This is a genomic window from Luteococcus sp. H91 (assembly GCF_038433135.1).
Classification (GTDB): Bacteria; Actinomycetota; Actinomycetes; order Propionibacteriales; family Propionibacteriaceae; genus Luteococcus.
Window position 1 is genome coordinate 12769 of sequence record NZ_JBCDMV010000008.1, and the last position, 19048, is coordinate 31816.

A 19048-nucleotide genomic window follows, 5' to 3' on the forward strand; every position below is an offset into this window, starting at 1 on the left:
GTCAGATGGCGCCGTAGCGGCGCAGCAACGGCCCGACGATGGTCTTGTCCAGCTTCTTCACCAGCGGCTTGGGGACGGGCAGCGGCTTGCCGTCGCGCATCTTGATGGTGGCATCCAGCAGGCAGCGCACGTCATAGACCGATCCCCACACCTCCGGCACTCCCCGGTCGACGTCGAGCAGCCGGTACACGGCCTCCATTCCGGTCCGCACCGAGTACTCGGTGGTGAAGATGGTGTCGCGCACCGTCTCCGCGAACTGGCCCAGGAAGGCGAAGTTCACGCAGCCCTCGGGAACTACATCCGGCCGGTCCCCCGCGGTGCGCGGCAGGAAGAAGCTGGTGATGAAGGGCATCATGCACGGCAGGCAGACGGCCGAGGTGGCCGCCAGGTCGGCAATCTGGTCCGTGGGCACGCCCAAGTGGTACAGCCACTCCTGGGTGATCTCTTCGCCCGTGCACTCCCGCATCGGCTTGGTGACGTAGTCACCGGGACGATCGGTGAACAGGGCGTAGATCCAGATCACCAGCTTGTCGTCGGGCTGGCTCTTGAAGTGCGGCTGGCGATTGATGGTCCAGCTCAGCAGCCACGACGAGTCCTTGGCGGTCACGATGCCGCCTGTCACCACCCGGCCACTGTGCGGGTCGCGCTGGCAGATCTTCTCCAGATAGGGCGTGATGCGCTCGTCCAGGGTGGTCAGCGACGCCGATTCCCAGTTGGACAGCTCCGGGGTGGAACAGAACTTGTCCGGCCGGCCGAAGGACGGATCTTGCCGGGCGATGTTGCGCCACAGGCTCCAGATGCCACCCTGCTTGATCTCGGCGTCGAAGGCGGGGGCGGTGTGCTGGTCACCCCACACCGAGTTCTCCACGCAGGAGCCGTTGGTGACGAAGACCAGCTGGTTGGCGTCGATGTCCACTCCCCCGGCTTGGCCGTCGCGGATCCATTCGATCCGACGGGCCACCTTGCGCTGCGCGGTGATGTCGAAGACCACATTGGTGACCCGGGTGTTGTACTGGAAGACCACGCCCTGCTGTTGCAGCCAGGTCACCATCGGCAGGATCAGCGACTCGTACTGGTTGTACTTGGTGAATTTCAGGGCGCTGAAGTCCGGCAGCCCGCCGATGTGGTGGATGAAGCGCTGGAAGTAGAGCTTCATCTCCAGCGCCGAGTGCCAGTCCTCGAAGGCGAACATGGTGCGCCAGTAGAGCCAGAAGTTGGACTCGAAGAAGCTGGGATGCAGGATGTCGGTGATCTTCTTGTCCTGCAGGTGCTCGTTCCTGGTGAAGAAGAGCTTCATGATGCTGGCCATCGCCTTGTTGCTCAGCGTGAACCTGCCGTCGGTGTGGGCATCCTGCCCGCGGTCCACGGTGGCGCGCATCAGCGAGTAGTTGGGGTCGTCCTTGTTCAGCCAGTAGAACTCGTCCAGCACGCTGGCGCCGGGGGTCTCCAGCGACGGGATGGAGCGGAACAGGTCCCACAGGCACTCGAAGTGGTTCTCCATCTCCCGGCCTCCGCGGATCAGGAAGCCCTTCGACGGGTCCTCGATCCCGTCGCAGGCTCCGCCGGCAATCGGCATGGCCTCCAGAATGGTGATCTTGTGCGGGTCCAGCTGGCCGTCGCGCACCAGGAAGACGGCCGCGGCCAGCGACGCCAGGCCAGCGCCCACGATCCAGGCGGACTTGTCATCCACGCCCTCCGGCTTGCGCGGCCGGGCGAATGCCTCGTAATTGCCATTGCTGTAGTACATGGTGTGCCTCCATTGGCTGTCCGATGAATTGAGACTAGTCGGTGCAGGAAGCGGGCTCGTCGGCGGGAGGCCCTCAAGGCATCGCGGGTGGTGCCGCCCCGCCAGGTTGACCCCTAGCGGCGGGGCCGGCTGGTGGCACTGGCCGACACCCCGGCCACCACGCTGCTCACGGAGGGAAGCGAGCGCAACCTGGCCACGCCCACCCAGATCTCCGGGATCATCCCGGGGCGAACACCCCGCCAGGGTGCGGCCCGGCTTGGCCGGATGGGCCACACTGGAGCGGTGAGTCTGATGATCGATGCCCCCGGTGATGCCGAGCGCCGGGCGGATCTCAAGAAGATGCGCCTGCTGGCCACCAGCCTGTTGGTGCTGGCCGCCGTGCTCTACCTGCTGACCCTGCGCGACGCCCGGGTCGGCTGGATCGGCTGGGTCAATGCCGGCAGCGAGGCCGCCATGGTGGGCGCGCTGGCCGACTGGTTTGCCGTCACCGCGATCTTCCGGCACCCGATGGGCATCCCCGTCCCGCATACCGCACTGGTGAAGAAGCGCAAGAACGAACTGGGCCGTAGCCTGCAGCAGTTCGTCACCAATAACTTCCTGACCGCCGACATCTTCCGGGAGCGGGTCCGCGACGCACAGGTGGCGCAACGGATCGCCGACTGGCTGCAACGCCCCGAGAACCGGCGTCGGGCGCTGGCCCAACTGGTCCGCGGCCTGCGGGAACTTCTCAACCGGGTGCGCGACGAGGACGTCGAGGGGATGCTCACCGACACCGTGCTCCCCCGCCTGCGCCAGCAGCAGATGAGCCCCCTGGCCGGCAACCTGCTGGCCGACGTGGTCAAGGATGGCTCCCACCAGCAGGTGGTCGACGTGCTGGCCAAGGAATTGCATGCCTGGCTGGAGCGCAACCCCGATGCGGCTCGGCACGTGATCGGTGAACGCGCGCCCAGTTGGAGCCCGCGCTGGATCGACAAGCAGGTCTCCGGCTTCGGCTACCAGCAGGCGCTGGAATGGTCCATGGCGGTGCGGATGCAGCCCAACCACCCCTTCCGCAAGGCCGTCGACACCTACCTGGCCAAGCTGGCCGAGGACCTGCGCCACGACCCGGCGATCATGGCGAAGGCCGAGCACCTCAAGGAACGGCTGCTGGACAACCCGTCGGTGGGCCCGGCCGTGGTGGAGCTGTGGGGCAGCGTACGCGACTCCATCGCGACCGCGCTGGACGACGACGACTCGACCCTGTGGCGCCGCGCCGACCAGTGGCTGGCCGACGCCGCCACCCACCTGGCCGGAGATCAGGCGATGCGTGACCGGCTGGATGACCGGGTGGTGGACATCGTCGGCTTCCTGGTGGACACCTACGGAGAGGAACTCGCCACCGTCATCTCCGTCACCGTCGACCGCTGGGATGCCGACGAGGCCTCGGAGCGGATCGAACTGTTCGTCGGGCGTGACCTGCAGTTCATCCGGATCAACGGCACGGTGGTGGGTTGCCTGGCCGGTCTGGTGATCCACGCCGTCAGCCAACTGGTCTGAGAATGCCCAAGCGGCCGCGACCCCGGGCTGGGGTCGCGGCCGCTTGTGCTTGCAGCCTTCGGGGCTGCGGCTCGCGCCCGTCGGCAGGCCGATGATCGGCCACGCTCACTTGGGCAGCAGCCAGTCGTTCGGGGAGAACAGTTCGAAGTGCACCGAATCCTCGGCGACGCCCTTGGCCAGCAGCTGGGCGCGCACCGCCTGCAGGAAGCCGTTGGAGCCGCACAGGTAGTAGCTGGCGCCCTCCGGGAGCTCAACAGCGTCCAAGTTCATCAGTCCGGCGGTGGCCAACTCGTGCTCGCCCTGCTCGAACCACAGCTTGAGCTGGCCATTCGGCAGCTGCTCGACGGCCTCGGTCAGCTCGTCCACCAGGGCCGCGCCGGCGGCGTCCTGGTCGGCGTGCAGCACCAGGACGGTGCGCTCGGACTTCTCCTCGGCCAGGGCGCGGGCCATGCCCAGGATCGGGGTGGCGCCGATCCCGGCGCTGACCAGCACCACGGGGGCGTCGCTGGCCTGGTCCAGCACCAGGTCACCGGTGGGCAGGGTGACCTCCAGCTCGTCGCCCTCCTTCAGGCCGTCGATGATGGAGCTGGAGACCTCGCCATCGGGCGCGCCATTGCCGGCCACCTTCTTGACGGTGAACTGCCAGCGACCCTCGGTGGGGGCATTGCACAGGCTGTACTGGCGCAGCTGGCCGGCGCCGTCGGCCATGGTCCGACGCACGGAGATGTACTGGCCGGGCAGGAAGCTGCGCAGCGCCGGTTCGCCGTCGCGGGCCACCAGCTCGAAGGTGGCGACGCCGTCGCCCTGCTCGATCCGGCGGGTGACGGTGGCAGTGAGGAAGACCTTGCCGGGCTCGACGCCGACAGCCCGGTAACCCTCATGCTCGAAGCGGATCAGGCAGCGGGCCATGATCCAGTAGACCTCGTCCCAGGCCTCGGCTACCGGGGCGGTGACCACGTCGGCGCCGAGCACCTCGACGATGGCGGCGAAGAGGTTGTCGTGGACGATCTGGTACTGGTCCTCGGTGATGCCCAGGCTGATGTGCTTGTGACCGATACGGCTCAGCAGATCGTCGGGGCTGGGAGCCTCGGGGTCCACCAGGATGGCGGCAAAGGTGGCGACGGAGGCGGCAAGGGCCTTCTGCTGGGCTCCTTGGGCCTGGTTGCCGCGGTTGAAGGTGTCGCGCAACAGGTCAGGGTGGGCGGCGAACATCCGTCGGTAGAAGTTGGGCGCGATCTCATCGATCTTGGAGCCCACCAGAGGCAGGGTGGCGCGGATGGTGTCGGCATGCTCGTCGGTGAGCTGCTCGGGAGTGAAGATCATGGTTTCCTCGTTCCGCGGGGATAGGGACGCGTGACCCGCACAGCGAATCTAGCATTTGAACTGGAATATCCCGTGACAAAAGGGCTGATGCCTCACGGTGACGCGAACGTGGCCGTTCGGACAACTCTCGGTGCAGGACCACTCCTCGGCGATCATGACTTGACCCCGATCCCTAGGATCGAGAGGCAGATGTCGACCCACCTGAAGGAATGTTCATGCTCAAGATCATCGGGGACTTCCGCGAGTACATCGACCGGCTGCGCGGCGAGGGCTACTCCGTCCTGCCCGACACTGCCGGCAGCGATCCCGACCTGATCGACCCGGGCGGCTCCGCCGTCGAGACCTGGCGCGATGACTACCCCTACGAAGAGCGGATGGACCGCGAGGAGTACGAGCAGGAGAAGTACGCCCTGCAGGTGGAGCTGTTGAAGTTCCAGTACTGGACGCAGGAGACCGGCGCCCGGCACATCATCCTGTTCGAGGGGCGCGACGCCGCGGGCAAGGGCGGCACCATCAAGCGTTTCGAGGAGCACCTCAACCCGCGGCACCTGCACACCGTCGCGCTGAACAAGCCGACCACCACCGAGCAGGGCCAGTGGTACTTCCAGCGCTATGTGCAGCACTTCCCCACCGCCGGCGACATCACGCTGTTTGACCGCTCCTGGTACAACCGGGCCGGGGTCGAGCGGGTGATGGACTTCTGCACCGAGGCCGAGTACCAGCAGTTTCTGCGCCAGACTCCCCTGCTGGAGACCATGATCACCGACTCCGGCACTTCGCTCACCAAGTTCTGGTTCTCCGTCACCCAGGGCGAGCAGCGCACCCGCTTCGCGATCCGCCAGCTGGATCCGGTGCGGCAGTGGAAGCTCTCCCCGATGGACATCGAGAGCCTGGACAAGTGGGACGAGTACGGTGCCGCCAAGGACGCCATGTTCGCCGCGACGGACACCGACACAGCGCCCTGGTGGAGCATCAAGAGCAATGACAAGAAGCGCGCCCGGATCAATGCGATGCGCTTCTTCCTGAACCAGTTCGACTACGAGGGCAAGGACACCTCCGTCGTGCACGAAGCGGATCCCCTGATCGTCACCCGCGGCAAGGAGACCTTGGGCTGAGCCCGGTCAATAGGGAGGGCGTCCGAGGCCGGATCAGGGCATCGCCGAGAGGAAGATGAAGGCGGCGGCGATCACCAGGTGCAGGCCGCCGTGCAGTCGCACCACCCGGCCCCGCATCACGGTGAGGATGCTGACCACCGCGGTCAGCGCCAGCAGCACCATGTGCAGGGAGCTCAGACCAAGGGTGAGCTCCAGCCCGCCGAAGACCGACAGCACGGCGAGCACCGGGATGGTCAGCCCCACGCTGGCCATAGCGGAGCCGTAGGCCAGGTTGAGGCTGATCTGCAGCCGCCCACTGCGGGCATTGCGCACGGCCGCCAGCGTCTCGGGCGCCAGCACCACCAGGCAGATCACGACACCGACGAAGGCATGCGGCAGCCCCACGGACGCCACCCCCTTCTCCAGTGCCGGGGAGATCAACTTCGCCAGGCCCACGACGCTGACCAGTGCAGCCAACAACAGCCCCAGACTGGCCAGCGCGGCGCGGCTGCTCGGCGGAGTGTGGTGTTCCTCGTCGGGAATGTTGTCCCCATTGCGATCCACCGGCAGGAAGAAGTCGCGGTGCTTGACGGTCTGGGTGACAACGAACAGGCCGTAGGCGATCAGGGAGAAGAAGCCAGCAAAGGCCAGCTGGGGTTCGGTGAAGACCGGGCCGGGCTCGGAGGTGGTCACCGACGGCAGCACCAGGCAGAGCACGGTCACCGTCAGCACGGTTGCCAGCGCTCCCCCGGCACCTTCCGGGTTGAACCAGGCCGAGCCGGCCTTGCCGGTGCGCTTGCGATTGGCGTCGACGCCACCCATGATTGCCAGCCCGACGATCAGGTTGCAGGTGATCATCACGGCGGCAAAGACCGTGTCCCGGGCCAGCGTCGGCGCGCCCCCGCCAGCCATCAGCATCACGATCAGTCCCACCTCGATCACGGTCACCGCGACGGCCAGCAACAGTGATCCGAAGGGTTCACCGATCTTCTCGGCAATCAACTCGGCGTGGTGGACGGCGGCCAGGATGGCGCCAACCAGCGCCACCACCAACAGGGCATCCAGGGCGAGCCCGGGTTTGGAGCCCCAGGTGGCCAGCATCAGGGTCAGGGCCAGCAGCGGTGCGCTGTTGTGCCAGTCCAGCAGCGGGCGGATGGGGGCGGGCAGGGTCAATTGCACAGGGCTACTCCAGACTTTTCGCTGATGTCCCATGGGCGCCCGAGGCGCCACCAGGAGGTGTGTCTAGGCACGGCACCCAGACGAGACCAAGGGGGTCGTTCGTCGTGAGGACGAGAATTGAGCGGGAGCCGGGCCCGGCCACTCGTGATGAATTCTATCAGACGGTCTGTGAATTGGATGACAACGACAACGGGCCGGGCGGTGAAAGACTGGTCACATGGACACCTTGGCCACCATCCTGCGCGAAGCTGAAAACATCGTCTTCTTCGGCGGGGCGGGGATCTCCACCGAGAGCGGGATCCCGGACTTCCGCTCATCGGCCGGGCTGTATGCGCAGGCCACCCCCGACGCACCCCGCCCGGAATACCTGCTGAGCCATGACTGCCTGGTGCAGGACCCGGAGGCCTTTTTCGACTTCCACCGGACCGCCCTGCTGCACCCGGGCGCGGAACCCAACCGGGCACATCTGGCGCTGGCCCGGTTGGAGGAGGCGGGCAAGCTCAGCGCGGTGATCACCCAGAACATAGACGGGCTGCACCAGGCCGCTGGTTCGCGTCGGGTGCTGGAGATCCACGGTTCAGCGCAGCGCAACAGCTGCGTCGGCTGCGGTGCCCGGCAGGACATGATGTGGATGCTGGGCACCACCGGCGTGCCGAATTGCCCCGACTGTGGAGAAATGGTGCGCCCGGACGTGGTGCTCTACGGCGAGGTCCTGGACAACAACCTGATGGACGAGGCGATCGAGGCGATCATGGGCTGCGACGTCCTGCTGGTCGGCGGTACCTCGCTGAATGTGTACCCCGCAGCGGGGCTGGTGCGCTTCTTCCGCGGCAAGCACCTGGTGCTGGTCAACCGCGACGCCACCCCCTTCGACGGGGTGGCGTCGCTGGTCGTGCACGATTCGCTGGGCCAGGTGCTGGGCGTCGCCGTCGATCAGGCGCTTACCTGATCGCCTACAAGCCCCACTGCTTGGCCAGTTGCTTGGCCTGCTTGCCGGCGGCCCGGCCACCCCACCAGCCCTGTGCCTCGGAGAGCTGCTGCAGTGTCGCGACGAGTTCGCGGCCCAGAGCCTGCGGCTCGGCGTGGGCCCGGGGCTCGAGCGCAGCAACCAGGGCCTCGTGGCTGGCGATGATCCGCTCCTTGTTGCCGGAGGCGACAGCATCCCGCGCCGCATCGCGCAGGCCCTCCAGCGGGTCGATCGCCTGCTGCGCGGCGGCACGCTCCGCTTCCTCCCGGGCCAGCCGCTCGGCCTCCTGACGGGCTGCCTGCTCAGCGGCAGCGAACTCGGCCGCCTCGCGTTCCAAGCGTTCCCGCTCGACTCGCTCGGCCTGGGCGCGTTCGGCGGCTGCCCGCTGCTCTCGTTCCTGCTCGGCTGCCACGCGCTCCGCCTCCAGCCGGGCATTCCCCCGCTCCCGCGCCTCGCGTTCCTGACGCTCCCGCTCGGCCTGCTCGGCCCGCTCCGCAGCTTCGCGTTCGACCTGTTCGGTGGCCAGCAGTTCCTGTGCGGCACGCTCTTGCACGAGACGCTCCCGCTCCAGACGAGCACTCTCCTGCTGCTGGGCTTCCCGTCGCAGCCGCTCGGCCTGCTCCGCCGCCTCGCGATCCTGACGCTCTCGTTCGGCCCGCTCGCCAGCCAGCCGCTCCTGTTCCGCCTGCTCAGCGGCCGCCCGCTCGGCCTCGGCGCGCTCGGCCTCCTCGGCGGCCCGACGTTCGGCCTCCTGGCGCTCGAACTGGGCGCGAGCCGCAGCGCGTCGCTCGGCTTGCTCGCGTTCCCGCTCGGCTCGCTGGGCAGACTCGCGCAGCTCGGCCACGGCACGCTCCCGGGCCTCCTGCTCGCGCACCTCGTCGATCCGGCGCATGGCCTCCTCGTCGCTGACCTGATGCTCGGCCAGCTGACGCGCGGTACCGGGGAGCAGCGTCGCGCGGGCGTCGGGCACCTCCCAGTGCGGCGTCGGCTGCTGACTGGTCAGGACGGCTCCCCTGGCCCGGGCGTGCAGATAGGTCAGCGGATCGGCCTGGGAATGGTGCGCCTGATCGGCCTGGCCGGATCGCAGCTCGGCCAGGATCTGGTCCGCCTCCGCCCGGGAGGCAGCCGACGCCGCATCGCCCGCCGCCTCCTGCACCTGGGCACGCACCAGCAGGGCGAGCCCCTTGGCCGCCGGGGCCACGGTGATGCTCCGGTGCGCCTGCATCCGGTTGAAGACCTGGTCCAGCAATCGCCCGGCCTGTTCGCCGCGTCCGGCGGCCAGCTCGGCGCGGGCCAGGGCAGGTGCCACCAACAGTTGCGTCGGCAGATGCGCGCCCACCGGCTTCTCGCTCTTGTACAGGGCCTGCAGCGCCTGGGTGGCGTCCTCGCCGGCTCGCAGCGCCTCGGAGGCCCGTCCGGCGTCGGTCAACGTCCAGACCTGGTCGGCCCGGGCCAGGGCGAGCTCCACCCGTCCCGGTTCACCGCGGCGTCCGGCGGTGCGGTGCAGCAGGGTGGCCAGCTCGTCGCGCACCTGCAGGGCCTCGTCCACCCGCCCGGCCGTCGCCAGCCGGTCGGCCAGGTCACGCATCAGGCCGCTGGCCGGGGAGACCAGGCGTTCCAGATGCGGCTTGGCCATCCGCGGGAACTGCGCCAGATCCGCCGCGGTCCAGCCCTTCCAGAGCTGCACGGCTTCCCGCAGCAGGTCAATCGACTGATCGGTGAGCCCGACGGCGAAGCGGGCATCCGCGCAGTTCCGCAGGGCATCCAGCAGCACCGGGGTCTCGTCGGCAACCAGGTTGGCCTCGCGCGCCCGATTGAGGGTGGCGTCAGCCTGGGCATTGGCCTGGGCCAGATCGCCCCGGATCAGGGCGCCCCGGGCGGTGGCCAGCAACGCCCAGACGGCGGTACGGGCGAGCAATTCATCGGCCAGTCCATCGCGGGTGAGCTGATCCTTCCAGCCGAAGGCGGCGCCGATGGTGTTGGCGGCCGGCTCGGGCAGGTTCATTCCCAACTGGAGCGTGGCGACGTGGGTGAGGGCGGTGAAATAGCGCCCGGCATCCACCAGCGGCGTATAGGGGCCGATCGGCCCGCGGGAAGCCACCAGCTTGTGGGCGGCAGCGACCGCCTCCGTCGCCTCCGGGGCGGCCTCGCCCCACGCCCGGGAGAGCAGTCGCAAGCCGGTGGCTTCGTTCAGGGCGTCGACGAATTCCTCGGTGCGCGTCGGATCGCTGGAAACCCAACCCCGCAACTGCTTCACCTTCGAGATGCTCTGCTTGAGCTGCTTGGCGTGGTCATCGCGGGGCTGGTTGTCTGCCATGCGCCCCATTCTGTCAGCTCTTGGGCGCCCACCTGCGTGGTGTCCCCGGCAGGCCGGCACTCCCCGCCCCACACGGTGCACGTCGGACTGCCTCGGGCAGCTGCTGCAACACGTGCCCAGGGCACTGCGACGTGCACCGTCCCCTCACGACGGCTCCAGGAGTGTCGGGGTCAGTGGTCAGCGTCCTGGCGGGGCGATGCCGAGGCACAAGCCGGTGGGCGCGCCCTGCATCGTCCGCGGACAAGGCGAAGTGGGCACGGCCCGCGCGGGCGTGATTGGCTTGGCGCATGCATCTTGGCATTGACTTTGGCACCACCCGCACCGTCGTCGCCCTCGCGGATCGCGGCAACTACCCCGTGATCGACTTCCTGGACGTCGACGGGGACTTCCACGACCACTTCCCCACCGTGAGCGCGCTGGTGGACGGCAGGATGGTGCACGGCTTCGCCGCCCAGGCGGCCGCCCGCGACGATGCCCCGCTGATCCGCTCGGTCAAGCGGCATCTGGCCGCCCCCGACCTGACGTTGGAATCGAGCATCGAGGTGGCCGGTCAGCGAATGGTGCTGCTGGATCTGGTCGCCGGCTTTCTTGGTGCCCTGCGCGAGGCGCTGCTGGGCGCGTCGACGCTGGGTGAGGACGAGCTCTCCGATCCGGTGGTGATCGGCGTCCCCGCCCATGCCCACACGGCGCAGCGGCTGCTCACGTTGGAGGCCTTCCGCCGGGCCGGCTTCACCGTCGCCGCCATGGTCAACGAACCCAGCGCGGCCGGCTTCGAGTACACCCATCGCCAGCGTCGCACCGTCACGTCCCGGCGCAACCGGGTGCTGGTCTATGACCTGGGCGGCGGCACCTTTGATGCGTCGTTGGTGAGCGTGGAGAACGCCGACCATGAGGTGCTGGGCTCGGTTGGCATCAACCGGTTGGGCGGCGACGACTTCGACCTGCTGCTGACCGAATGCGTGTTGGCCAGGGCCGGCGTCGCCGAGGAGTCGCTGCCGGAGCGGGCGCTGGACGAGCTGGTGGAGCAGTGCCGCGGCGCCAAGGAGGGGCTCACCCCGCAAACCCGCCGGCTGGCCGTCGAGCTGGACGGCGCCATGGTGGCGCTGGACGTGGCCGACTACTACACCGCCGCCACTCCCCTGGTGGAGCAGAGCCTGGCCGCGATGGAGCCGCTGGTCGACGGGCTGGAGGGCAGTGGCTCCGACATCGCCGGCATCTACCTGGTGGGCGGCTCGTCCAGTCTGCCGCTGGTCCCCCGCGTTCTGCGGGAACGCTTCGGGCGACGGGTGCACCGCTCCCCCTACCCCGGCGCCTCCACCGCCATCGGCCTGGCGATCGCCGCCGATCCCGACGCCGGCTACACCCTGGCCGACCAACTCTCCCGCGGCTTCGGTGTCTTCCGTGAAGCCGAGGGGGGCCGGGAGGTGCGGCTGGACGCGATCCTGGCGCCCGATCACCGGGTCAGCCTGACCGACGAGGTGGTGGTCACCCGTCGCTACCGGGCAGCCCACAACATCGGCTGGTTCCGCTTCGTGGAGTACGGCCGGCTTGACGAGCAGGGCCAGCCCGTCGGTGAGCTCTCGCCGCGGGGCGAGGTGGTCTTCCCCTTCGATCGGGCCCTGCAATCGGGTGCCGAGCTGGCGGAGGTGCCCGTCGACCGGTTGGACCATGGCCCCCTGGTCGAGGAGACGTACACGATTGATCCGCACGGGATCATCACGGTGCGGATCACGGATCTGGACAGCGGTTTCAGTCTGGCGAACAGCCTGAACTGACGCGCCACCGGTCGCATGCTGGCACCCCTCTGGCGGGGGCGTCCCAGCGAGTGAAAGGCTGTCGCCGTGCCGAACACCACAGCCGAACTGGTGGACCTGCTGGATCTGGAAGAGATCGAGGTGGGGCTCTTCCGGGGTGCGCAGCCGGACACGCACATGCAGCGCACCTTCGGCGGTCAGGTGCTGGCACAGGCACTGGTGGCCGCGCAGCGCACCGTCGCGGACGATCGGCGCTGCCATTCGCTGAACGCCTACTTCCTGCGCCCCGGCGACCCGCTCAGGCCGATCATCTACGACGTGGAGAGCCTGCGGGAAGGTCGCAGTTTCAGCACCCGTCGGATCGTGGCACGCCAGGGCGGCAAGGTCAGCTTTGCGATGAATGCCAGTTTCCACGTCTCCGAGGCCGGGCTGGAGCATTCCGATCTGCCGCCCACCGGCGTCCCCGCTCCGAAGACCTGCCGCCCACTCTCGGAGGTGATGGCGGAGCGCTTCGGTGAGCTTTCGCCGCTCTGGAAGACATGGGAGGCGCTCGACGTGCGTTTCGCCGGCGATTCCGGGCCGGACGGCAGCATCGCGGCGCAGGTGCATTCGTCGCACACCCGGGTCTGGGTCCGCACCGCCCAGGCCATGCCCGATGATCCCGCCTTGCACCAGGCGGTGCTGGCCTACCTGAGCGACATGACACTGCTCAGCGCCATCACGATCCCGCACGAGCGCACCTTCAAGCGCGACGACGTGGTCGCCGCCAGCATGGATCACGCGATGTGGTTCCACCGGCCGGTCCGGGTGGATGAATGGCTGCTCTACGACATGGTCTCCCCCGCCGCCAGCGAGGGTCTGGGCTTTGCCACCGGCCGCTTGCTGCAGGACGGCACCCTGGTGGCCTCTTGCAGCCAGGAGGGTCTGATCCGGGTTCCTGACTGACCGTCAACTGGCCCCGGGAAGGGCGCGGCCCACCCCAAACTGGAGCGGGCCACGATGGAACGGCGGCGAACCGGATCAGCTGAGCGCGGCGACGGCGGCGTCGTAGTCGGGCTCGCTGGTGATCTCGTCGACCAGCTGGGTGTACTTCACGGCACCCTGCTCGTCGAGCACGACAACGGCGCGGGCCAGGAGACCCTGCAGCAGGCCCTCCGTCTGCACCAGGCCGAAGTCCTCGCCGAAGGTGCCACGGAAGTCGGAGCCGACCTGGACATTGTCCAGACCCTCGGCGCCGCAGAACCGGGCCTGGGCGAAGGGGAGGTCCTTGCTGACGCAGACCACGGCGGTGTTCTCCAGGCCGGAGGCGAGCTCGTTGAACTTGCGCACACTGGCGGCGCACACGCCGGTGTCGACGCTGGGGAAGATGTTCAGCACGACGCGCTTGCCGCTGAACTGGTCGGAGGTGACGTCGGAGAGATCCTTGCCCACCAGCGAGAAGGCCGGTGCGGCGGTGCCGACGCCGGGAAGATTGCCGGAGGTGGTGACAGGGGTGCCCTTGAAAGCGGTAGTAGCCATGCCCACTGTCTAGCACAGCGTGCGGTATTCGGAAATGGTCGCGCCCCTCGTTCGCTTGAAGCTTGAGACCTAACATTCCCGCAATTAAGGCATTTGGCTTACCATTGAGCAATGAAGGACAGCGACTTCATCTTTGCCCTTACGATGGATCAGCAGCGCTCCCGATCCGGCACGGATCGTGTACCCGAGGGCCTGGCGGCGCTGGACGTGGCCCTGGCCGGGCGCATGCTGTTGCCCCCGGAGCGGACGGCCGGTGACGAGGTCCAGTGCCTGCTGGACGATCCGGCTGCCGTGGTCGATGCCGTGACCGCCCTCACCCGCCAGGGTCAGTGGTGGATCGGGATCGGCGTCGGCGCGGTGGACCACCCCCTCCCGCAATCCACCCGCGAGGCTCGCGGCCCCGCCTACTTTGCCGCCCGCAGCGCGGTGGAGCGTGCCCATGGCGCGCCGCTCGGCCTGGCCCTGGAACTGGCAGCCACCCAGCAGCCCAAAACTGTCGGAGCCGCGCCCTACGCTGAAGGCAGTCGGTGCAAGCTGCTTGCCCGACGGGCGGAGACCGGCCTGTGGCTGTTGCAGGAGGTGCTCGCACGACGCAGCGAGGAAGGATGGCAGATCGTGGACCTGTTGGACCAGGGGCTCGGGGTGGGCGAGGCCGCCGCCCGACTGGGGATCAGCGCCTCGGCCGCCAGCCAACGTCACCAGCGGGCCGGCCGCGAGCTCGGGACAAGGGCAAGCGAGCTGTGTGTCGGCCTGCTCGCCGAGTTGCAGACCGCCCGTGCCACCGAGGGGGCGGCTCCATGAATCCGATCCTGCACGATGCCCTGCGAGCCCTGGTGGTGCTGGTCTTCGCCCTGGTCGCGGTGCTGGCCGGTGGTCCGCTGGTGCAGGCCCTGTTCAAGCGCGTCGATCGGCAGGCGCAGCGCAGACGCCCCCCGACCGCTGGCGTTCCCACCACGGGTGTGGTTGCCGCGGCCAGCCAGTTGAAAGGCGGCTCGTGGATCGGTCGGTTGGAACGGCTGGCGATCTACGCCGGTCTGGTGGCGCACTACCCGGAGGCCATTGCGATCTGTCTGGCCGTGAAGGGGTTGGCCCGCTACCCCGAGTTGAAGGCCACCACCAGCGGCGCGGCCGAACGCTTCATCATCGGCACCTTCGTCAGCGTCCTGTGGGCCTGTGCCTGCGCGGGCCTGGAGCACTGGGTGAACGGACTGTTCTGATGATCCTGATCGACGAACCACGCTGGCCCGCCCATGGTGAGATCTACGGCCACATGGTCAGCGACGCCAGTCTGTGGGAACTGCACGACGCCGCCCGAGCCATGGGGCTCAGTCCACTGGCCTTCGACCACGACCACTACGACCTGCGGGCCGACCGGGTGCCGGATGCGATCGCGGCCGGGGCCCACCAGGTGCACGAACGTGAGCTGGTGGAAAGGCTGCGCACCAGCGGGCTGCGGATCCTGCCCGCTCAACGCGCACCCCGACGCCCGGCGGCACACCGTCGGGTGCGGCAACGCCTGCTGGCGGCGCTGGGCGGCCACGACGACATCGTCGATCGCCTGTTGGATCGCTACCTGGCCAAGGAACGCCGCTACCACGACATCCGACATCTCGACGAGATGCTCGCCACCCAGCAGTCCCTGGCTGAGCAGGCGGGCCTGCCCGCCCCGCACCGGACCGAGGTCTTCGCGGCCGCTTGGCATGACGCCGTCTATCGGGGTGTCCCTGGGCAGGATGAACGGGATTCGGCCGCGCTGGCGGTGCAGGACCTGACTATCGTCGGCCTGCCCTCCGCCGAGATCGCCGAGGTGGAGCGGCTGGTGCTGCTGACCATCCAGCACGCGGCCGATCCGAGCGACGAGCCGGGAGCACGGCTGGGCGATGCCGACATGGCGATCCTGGGCAGCGCACCGGGCCGTTACCACGTCTCGGTGCGAGACATCCGCGTCGAGTACGACGTGCTGGACGACGAGCGTTGGTCCGCCGGGCGCGGCCAGGTGTTGCGCGGTTTCCTGGCCACACAGCGCCTCTATGCCACTCGGCACGGCCAGGCCCGGTTCGAGCAGGCCGCCCGGCGCAACATTGCCGACGAACTGGCCCACCTGCCCATTTCCTGAAGGTGAGCTGAAGCTGGCTCCGGGGTGGGCAGCCAAGCGCGTCTGGTCCAACCACAGCTCCGCCGGCTACTTCATCGACTTCGGCGACGGCCACAGCGACGGCGGCAATGGCACGGGTGGCTCCACCTGCCTGCCCTCCGGCCAAGTCGCGAAGTTCAAGACCCGCACCGCCAACCAGAAGCACCGCTACGCCAAGCCGGGCAAGTACAAGGTCACGGTCACCGGTTACTACTGCGGCACCAAGGGCAAGAGCACCGTGAAGAAGGTCTACTGGGTCAAGGCCCGCTGACTGCCCTGATCGCCGACACGTCCCTGTGCCCCGCCGCGGGCCGGGGACGTGTCGTCGTTCTGCAGCTGGTGGCCAAGCCATAGGCTCGTGCCATGCCATCCGCCCTGCCCGTGCTGCGTGCCGTCACCCAGCGAGCCAATGTCCCCTTCGGCGTCTACAACCTGCGTCCCGTGACGGCCACCACCAAGCCCGGTACCGGGGTCTACCGGTCGTCGCTGTTGTGGGGCGCGAACGCCGCTGACCGTCGACGACTGCACGAGCTGGGCATCCGGCTGGTGATCGACCTGCGCACCCAGAAGGTGGCCGCCAACTTCCCCGACCCGAGGATCGAGGGCATCCGCTACCGGCTGATCGACCTGCACGGCACCGGGCATTCCACTCCGGGGCAGCGAGTGACCGAGGCCGACACGATCGAGGCGATGAGGGCCCGCTACCGTCGGATGGTCACCGACGAGGGCCAGCGCGAGCGGATCGGCCAGACCCTGCGCGCCATCGCCGACGAGCCGGGCGCCGTTCTCTTCCACTGCACCGACGGCAAGGACCGCACCGGCTGGATCGCGGTGCTGCTGCAGTTCATCCACGGCGACTCGATGGCGCAGATCCGCGCCGACTACCTGGCCAGCCAGCCGCTGGTGGATCACATGCTGCGTCTTCGCTGGCGCACCGACCTGCTGCGCGGGGGCCGAAACCTGGCCTTGCGCAACCGCCCGATGAACATGGTCGACGTGGCCTTCCTGCAGGCCGGGCTGGATGAGGTGGAGACCAGGTTTGGTGGCCTGGACGGCTACCTGCGCGACGGTCTGGGAATCGATGACGAGGTGCGCCACCGGCTCCGCAACAAGCTCTGACTCAGGTCAGGTCCTTGCGGATCTCCACGTCGACCAGTCGCTGCGCCGCATCCAGGGCTCGGTCGCGCTGTTCCGACCGCAGCCGGGATTCGCGGGCCACGGCCCACACCAGCAGCACCATCAGCGGCAGGGCAAGCAGGAAGATGGCGGCGAGCTCGAAGACCAGCATTCCTGTCATGCGGAACACCCTAACCAGCGCACAGTTCATGGGGCGGGCAACGACGCGCGGGCGGCCCGGAACCGACCCTGAGCCCACCCCGGACGCGCCCTGTCTTCCCGCCCACCCGGACCGGGAGTAGGCCACCATGGAGTCATGAGCAACAACTACCCCTATGGCTACCAGAACCAGGACACCTACCTGATCCCCACCGAGGACCGCACCGCGGCCGCGCTCGCACACGGCTCCACCCTGATCGCGCTGGTCTTCAGCGTCGGTTCCCTGCCCTTCCTTGGGCCGCTGGTGATGTGGCTGCTGTACAAGGACCGTTCGCAGTACGTGCGGCGCGCCGCGGCCAGCGCCTTCAACTTCAACATCTGGCTGACCCTGGCCAACATCGTCGCGTGGATCCTGATCTTCACCGTGATCGGCATCCCGGTTGCCGCCTTCATCTTCCTGGTCACCACCGTCATGCAGGTCTGGTGCCACCTCCGGGCAACCCTGAAGTCGCTCAATGGCAGCGACTACCGCTACCCCTTCCAGACCCGGATCCTCAGCTGACGCGTTCCCGGTAGTGGTAGCGATGGTGTTCGACAAAACCCAACGACTGGTACAGCCCCCGGGCTGAATCGTTGTGGTCGGCCACCTGCAGGTAGCAGAACCTGGCGCCCAGCTCACGTGCCCTGGCCATCAAGCCGATGGTCAGGGCACGGCCATGTCCCCGTCCACGCAGGTGCGGGGTCACGGCCAGACAGCTCAACCCGGCCCAGTCCTGGGTGAGCACGAGTCGCCCTGCGGCGATCACCGCGCCGGCGCGCCGAAGGGTCGCGTAGTGCGCTGGCACGACGGTGGCCACCCGCTCCCGAGCGGCCGACGACGGCTCCACGGCCAGCCAGTCCTTACTGGGATGGCCAGCCCATTGCAGGCCCTCCAGCGTGTTCGGAGACTCGGGCTGCGCGGAGCGCAGATCGCGCACCAAGGCCTGCGATGGCTCGGCAACCGTCCAGCCACGTTCGGCCAGGGCGTCGTCCAGCGCCGTGCCCGGTTCGTCGACCGCCCAGGAACGTGCGGCCAGCTGGAAGCAGGGCCGCAGGCCGCGATCACGGTAGAAACCGGCGACATCGTCCACCGCCCGGCCCAGCTCGCGCTCCGGGTTCCCCGTCGGAAGGCAGGAATTGGCGCGCCGGGAGAGCCCGTCGCCCACGTGCAGGCTCCAGCCGCCCATCCGGACCACCTGGACGCCCGGCCAGCCCAGCGCCATCAAGCGCTGCAGGTCGTCGACGCCGGAACTGGGGCGCACCACCCGTGGCGGCACCTTTCGCAGCGCCCGGATCTCCTCGCGGGGCACCGTCACCGGCCCGCGCCCGGCGGGCAGCAACACCAGGGCCTGTTCGTCGGCCCTGACCAGGTCACCCACCAGGTCGCGCGCCTCACCGTCGGCGCCGACCCGCCGAATGGACACCCGGTGCGGCGCCGGCTCTGCATGATGCATACCGCCACAGTACTGGCTCTACACTTCACCGAGTGACCGAAGACTCCCCGCGACTCGACGACTCCCCCGCCCTGCGTTCCAGCCTGCGCCGCACCGTTCTGCTGGTGGCCGGTTTGAACCTGGCCTACTTCTTCATCGAGGGCGTGGTGGCGCTGGCCATCGGCTCGGTCAGCCTGTTCGCCGATTCGGTGGACTTCTTCGAGGACTTCGCCGTCAACAGCCTGATCGCGCTCGCCCTGGGCTGGAGCCTGTCCCGACGGGCGGTGGCCGGCAAGGTGATGGCTGGGATCATCCTGCTGCCGGCCCTGGCGGCCGTCTGGCAGGCGATCAGCAAGTTCCGCAACCCGGAACCGCCGGAGGTGCTCTCCCTGGTGCTGACCGCGGGTGGTGCCATCGTGGTGAACATCGCCTGCACCTGGCTGCTGGCCCGCTGGCGCCACCACGGCGGTTCGATGACCGCCGCCGCCTTCCTGGCCGCGCGCAATGACGTCGTCGCCAACCTGGCCATCATCGCGATGGGCGCTCTGACCTGGGCCACCCGCTCCGGCTGGCCGGACATTGCGCTGGGATTGATCATCGTCGCGCTCAACGTCACCGCGGCGCGCGAGGTCTGGGAGGTCGCCGAGAGTGAGAGCCTGGCCGCCCGGGCACTGGCCGGGGAAGACATCGACGATGACTGAGACGGATTGTCTCGCAAGATGAAACGTTGTC

19 protein-coding genes are annotated in these 19048 nt (G+C 68.5%); 12 read left to right on the forward strand and 7 right to left on the reverse strand.

Translation table 11 applies throughout. The features are described from left to right. Position 1: 1 nt before the first annotated feature. Positions 2 to 1747, reverse strand: a complete 1746-nt coding sequence (locus AAEX57_RS05260; protein ID WP_342091547.1) for an oleate hydratase — start codon at positions 1745 to 1747, stop codon at positions 2 to 4. A gap of 132 nt (positions 1748 to 1879) precedes the next feature. On the opposite strand from AAEX57_RS05260, the gene AAEX57_RS05265 reads away from it, so the two are divergent. Then, on the forward strand, positions 1880 to 3283 hold the full coding sequence (locus AAEX57_RS05265) for a DUF445 domain-containing protein (RefSeq protein ID WP_342091546.1): 1404 nt from the start codon (positions 1880 to 1882) through the stop codon (positions 3281 to 3283). Between the two features lie 105 nt (positions 3284 to 3388). Here the strand turns inward: AAEX57_RS05265 and AAEX57_RS05270 are convergent, their stop codons facing one another. Then, complete coding sequence (locus AAEX57_RS05270) at positions 3389 to 4606, reverse strand: globin domain-containing protein (protein ID WP_342091545.1); 1218 nt, start codon at positions 4604 to 4606, stop codon at positions 3389 to 3391. 209 nt (positions 4607 to 4815) lie between these two features. Here AAEX57_RS05270 and ppk2 point away from each other — a divergent pair, with 209 nt between their 5' ends. Then, positions 4816 to 5721, forward strand: coding sequence for a polyphosphate kinase 2 (gene ppk2 / locus AAEX57_RS05275; RefSeq protein WP_446721102.1), 906 nt, complete (start codon positions 4816 to 4818; stop codon positions 5719 to 5721). A 33-nt stretch (positions 5722 to 5754) separates the two neighbouring features. On the opposite strand, the gene AAEX57_RS05280 is transcribed toward ppk2, so the two are convergent. Further along, the gene (locus AAEX57_RS05280; RefSeq protein WP_342091543.1) at positions 5755 to 6879 is read right to left on the reverse strand and encodes a calcium:proton antiporter; all 1125 of its coding nucleotides are present in this window, start codon (positions 6877 to 6879) and stop codon (positions 5755 to 5757) included. A gap of 217 nt (positions 6880 to 7096) precedes the next feature. Here AAEX57_RS05280 and AAEX57_RS05285 point away from each other — a divergent pair, with 217 nt between their 5' ends. Next, entirely contained in the window at positions 7097 to 7828 is a 732-nt protein-coding gene (locus AAEX57_RS05285; protein WP_342091542.1) for an NAD-dependent protein deacylase, read from the forward strand. Between the two features lie 4 nt (positions 7829 to 7832). Here the strand turns inward: AAEX57_RS05285 and AAEX57_RS05290 are convergent, their stop codons facing one another. Next, positions 7833 to 10163 (reverse strand): hypothetical protein, encoded by a 2331-nt coding sequence (locus AAEX57_RS05290; protein WP_342091541.1) that lies wholly within the window; start codon positions 10161 to 10163, stop codon positions 7833 to 7835. A gap of 287 nt (positions 10164 to 10450) precedes the next feature. Here AAEX57_RS05290 and AAEX57_RS05295 point away from each other — a divergent pair, with 287 nt between their 5' ends. After that, positions 10451 to 11938 (forward strand): Hsp70 family protein, encoded by a 1488-nt coding sequence (locus AAEX57_RS05295; protein ID WP_342091540.1) that lies wholly within the window; start codon positions 10451 to 10453, stop codon positions 11936 to 11938. A gap of 66 nt (positions 11939 to 12004) precedes the next feature. Then, the gene (locus tag AAEX57_RS05300) at positions 12005 to 12862 is read left to right on the forward strand and encodes an acyl-CoA thioesterase (RefSeq protein ID WP_342091539.1); all 858 of its coding nucleotides are present in this window, start codon (positions 12005 to 12007) and stop codon (positions 12860 to 12862) included. Between the two features lie 75 nt (positions 12863 to 12937). On the opposite strand, the gene tpx is transcribed toward AAEX57_RS05300, so the two are convergent. After that, positions 12938 to 13435: a thiol peroxidase gene (tpx, locus tag AAEX57_RS05305; RefSeq protein ID WP_342091538.1), complete on the reverse strand. Its 498-nt coding sequence runs from the start codon at positions 13433 to 13435 to the stop codon at positions 12938 to 12940. Positions 13436 to 13546: 111 nt separating this feature from the next. Between tpx and AAEX57_RS05310 the strand changes: the two genes are divergently transcribed. From AAEX57_RS05310 to AAEX57_RS05330, 5 genes are all read left to right on the forward strand, one after another. Next, complete coding sequence (locus AAEX57_RS05310; RefSeq protein ID WP_342091537.1) at positions 13547 to 14236, forward strand: hypothetical protein; 690 nt, start codon at positions 13547 to 13549, stop codon at positions 14234 to 14236. Beyond that, entirely contained in the window at positions 14233 to 14652 is a 420-nt protein-coding gene (locus AAEX57_RS05315) for a hypothetical protein (RefSeq protein ID WP_342091536.1), read from the forward strand. Before AAEX57_RS05310 ends, AAEX57_RS05315 begins: the two co-directional genes overlap by 4 nt. After that, the gene (locus AAEX57_RS05320) at positions 14652 to 15551 is read left to right on the forward strand and encodes a DUF4031 domain-containing protein (RefSeq protein ID WP_342091535.1); all 900 of its coding nucleotides are present in this window, start codon (positions 14652 to 14654) and stop codon (positions 15549 to 15551) included. Before AAEX57_RS05315 ends, AAEX57_RS05320 begins: the two co-directional genes overlap by 1 nt. Continuing rightward, positions 15517 to 15840, forward strand: coding sequence for a hypothetical protein (locus AAEX57_RS05325; protein ID WP_342091534.1), 324 nt, complete (start codon positions 15517 to 15519; stop codon positions 15838 to 15840). Before AAEX57_RS05320 ends, AAEX57_RS05325 begins: the two co-directional genes overlap by 35 nt. A gap of 92 nt (positions 15841 to 15932) precedes the next feature. After that, the gene (locus AAEX57_RS05330; RefSeq protein ID WP_342091533.1) at positions 15933 to 16688 is read left to right on the forward strand and encodes a tyrosine-protein phosphatase; all 756 of its coding nucleotides are present in this window, start codon (positions 15933 to 15935) and stop codon (positions 16686 to 16688) included. 1 nt (position 16689) lies between these two features. On the opposite strand, the gene AAEX57_RS05335 is transcribed toward AAEX57_RS05330, so the two are convergent. Beyond that, positions 16690 to 16866, reverse strand: a complete 177-nt coding sequence (locus AAEX57_RS05335; RefSeq protein WP_342091532.1) for a hypothetical protein — start codon at positions 16864 to 16866, stop codon at positions 16690 to 16692. 135 nt (positions 16867 to 17001) lie between these two features. Between AAEX57_RS05335 and AAEX57_RS05340 the strand changes: the two genes are divergently transcribed. Continuing rightward, positions 17002 to 17406 carry a DUF4870 domain-containing protein gene (locus AAEX57_RS05340; protein WP_342091531.1) on the forward strand — a complete coding sequence of 135 codons (405 nt, stop codon included), beginning with the start codon at positions 17002 to 17004 and terminating at the stop codon, positions 17404 to 17406. Here AAEX57_RS05340 and AAEX57_RS05345 read toward each other — a convergent pair. Then, entirely contained in the window at positions 17399 to 18337 is a 939-nt protein-coding gene (locus AAEX57_RS05345; RefSeq protein WP_342091530.1) for a GNAT family N-acetyltransferase, read from the reverse strand. The genes AAEX57_RS05340 and AAEX57_RS05345 overlap by 8 nt on opposite strands. 32 nt (positions 18338 to 18369) lie before the next feature. Between AAEX57_RS05345 and AAEX57_RS05350 the strand changes: the two genes are divergently transcribed. Next, positions 18370 to 19017, forward strand: a complete 648-nt coding sequence (locus AAEX57_RS05350; RefSeq protein ID WP_342091529.1) for a cation transporter — start codon at positions 18370 to 18372, stop codon at positions 19015 to 19017. Positions 19018 to 19048: the final 31 nt, after the last annotated feature.

Excerpts from the sequence above, each read along its gene's own strand:
- AAEX57_RS05310 (WP_342091537.1), top strand. The coding sequence starts at position 13,547 with ATGAAGGACAGCGACTTCATCTTTGCCCTTACGATGGATCAGCAGCGC.
- AAEX57_RS05290 (WP_342091541.1), bottom strand. The coding sequence starts at position 10,163 with ATGGCAGACAACCAGCCCCGCGATGACCACGCCAAGCAGCTCAAGCAG.
- AAEX57_RS05345 (WP_342091530.1), bottom strand. The coding sequence starts at position 18,337 with ATGCATCATGCAGAGCCGGCGCCGCACCGGGTGTCCATTCGGCGGGTC.
- AAEX57_RS05320 (WP_342091535.1), top strand. The coding sequence starts at position 14,652 with ATGATCCTGATCGACGAACCACGCTGGCCCGCCCATGGTGAGATCTAC.
- AAEX57_RS05315 (WP_342091536.1), top strand. The coding sequence starts at position 14,233 with ATGAATCCGATCCTGCACGATGCCCTGCGAGCCCTGGTGGTGCTGGTC.
- tpx (WP_342091538.1), bottom strand. The coding sequence starts at position 13,435 with ATGGCTACTACCGCTTTCAAGGGCACCCCTGTCACCACCTCCGGCAAT.
- AAEX57_RS05260 (WP_342091547.1), bottom strand. The coding sequence starts at position 1,747 with ATGTACTACAGCAATGGCAATTACGAGGCATTCGCCCGGCCGCGCAAG.
- AAEX57_RS05330 (WP_342091533.1), top strand. The coding sequence starts at position 15,933 with ATGCCATCCGCCCTGCCCGTGCTGCGTGCCGTCACCCAGCGAGCCAAT.
- AAEX57_RS05295 (WP_342091540.1), top strand. The coding sequence starts at position 10,451 with ATGCATCTTGGCATTGACTTTGGCACCACCCGCACCGTCGTCGCCCTC.
- AAEX57_RS05340 (WP_342091531.1), top strand. The coding sequence starts at position 17,002 with ATGAGCAACAACTACCCCTATGGCTACCAGAACCAGGACACCTACCTG.
- AAEX57_RS05270 (WP_342091545.1), bottom strand. The coding sequence starts at position 4,606 with ATGATCTTCACTCCCGAGCAGCTCACCGACGAGCATGCCGACACCATC.
- AAEX57_RS05335 (WP_342091532.1), bottom strand. The coding sequence starts at position 16,866 with ATGACAGGAATGCTGGTCTTCGAGCTCGCCGCCATCTTCCTGCTTGCC.
- ppk2 (WP_446721102.1), top strand. The coding sequence starts at position 4,816 with ATGTTCATGCTCAAGATCATCGGGGACTTCCGCGAGTACATCGACCGG.
- AAEX57_RS05285 (WP_342091542.1), top strand. The coding sequence starts at position 7,097 with ATGGACACCTTGGCCACCATCCTGCGCGAAGCTGAAAACATCGTCTTC.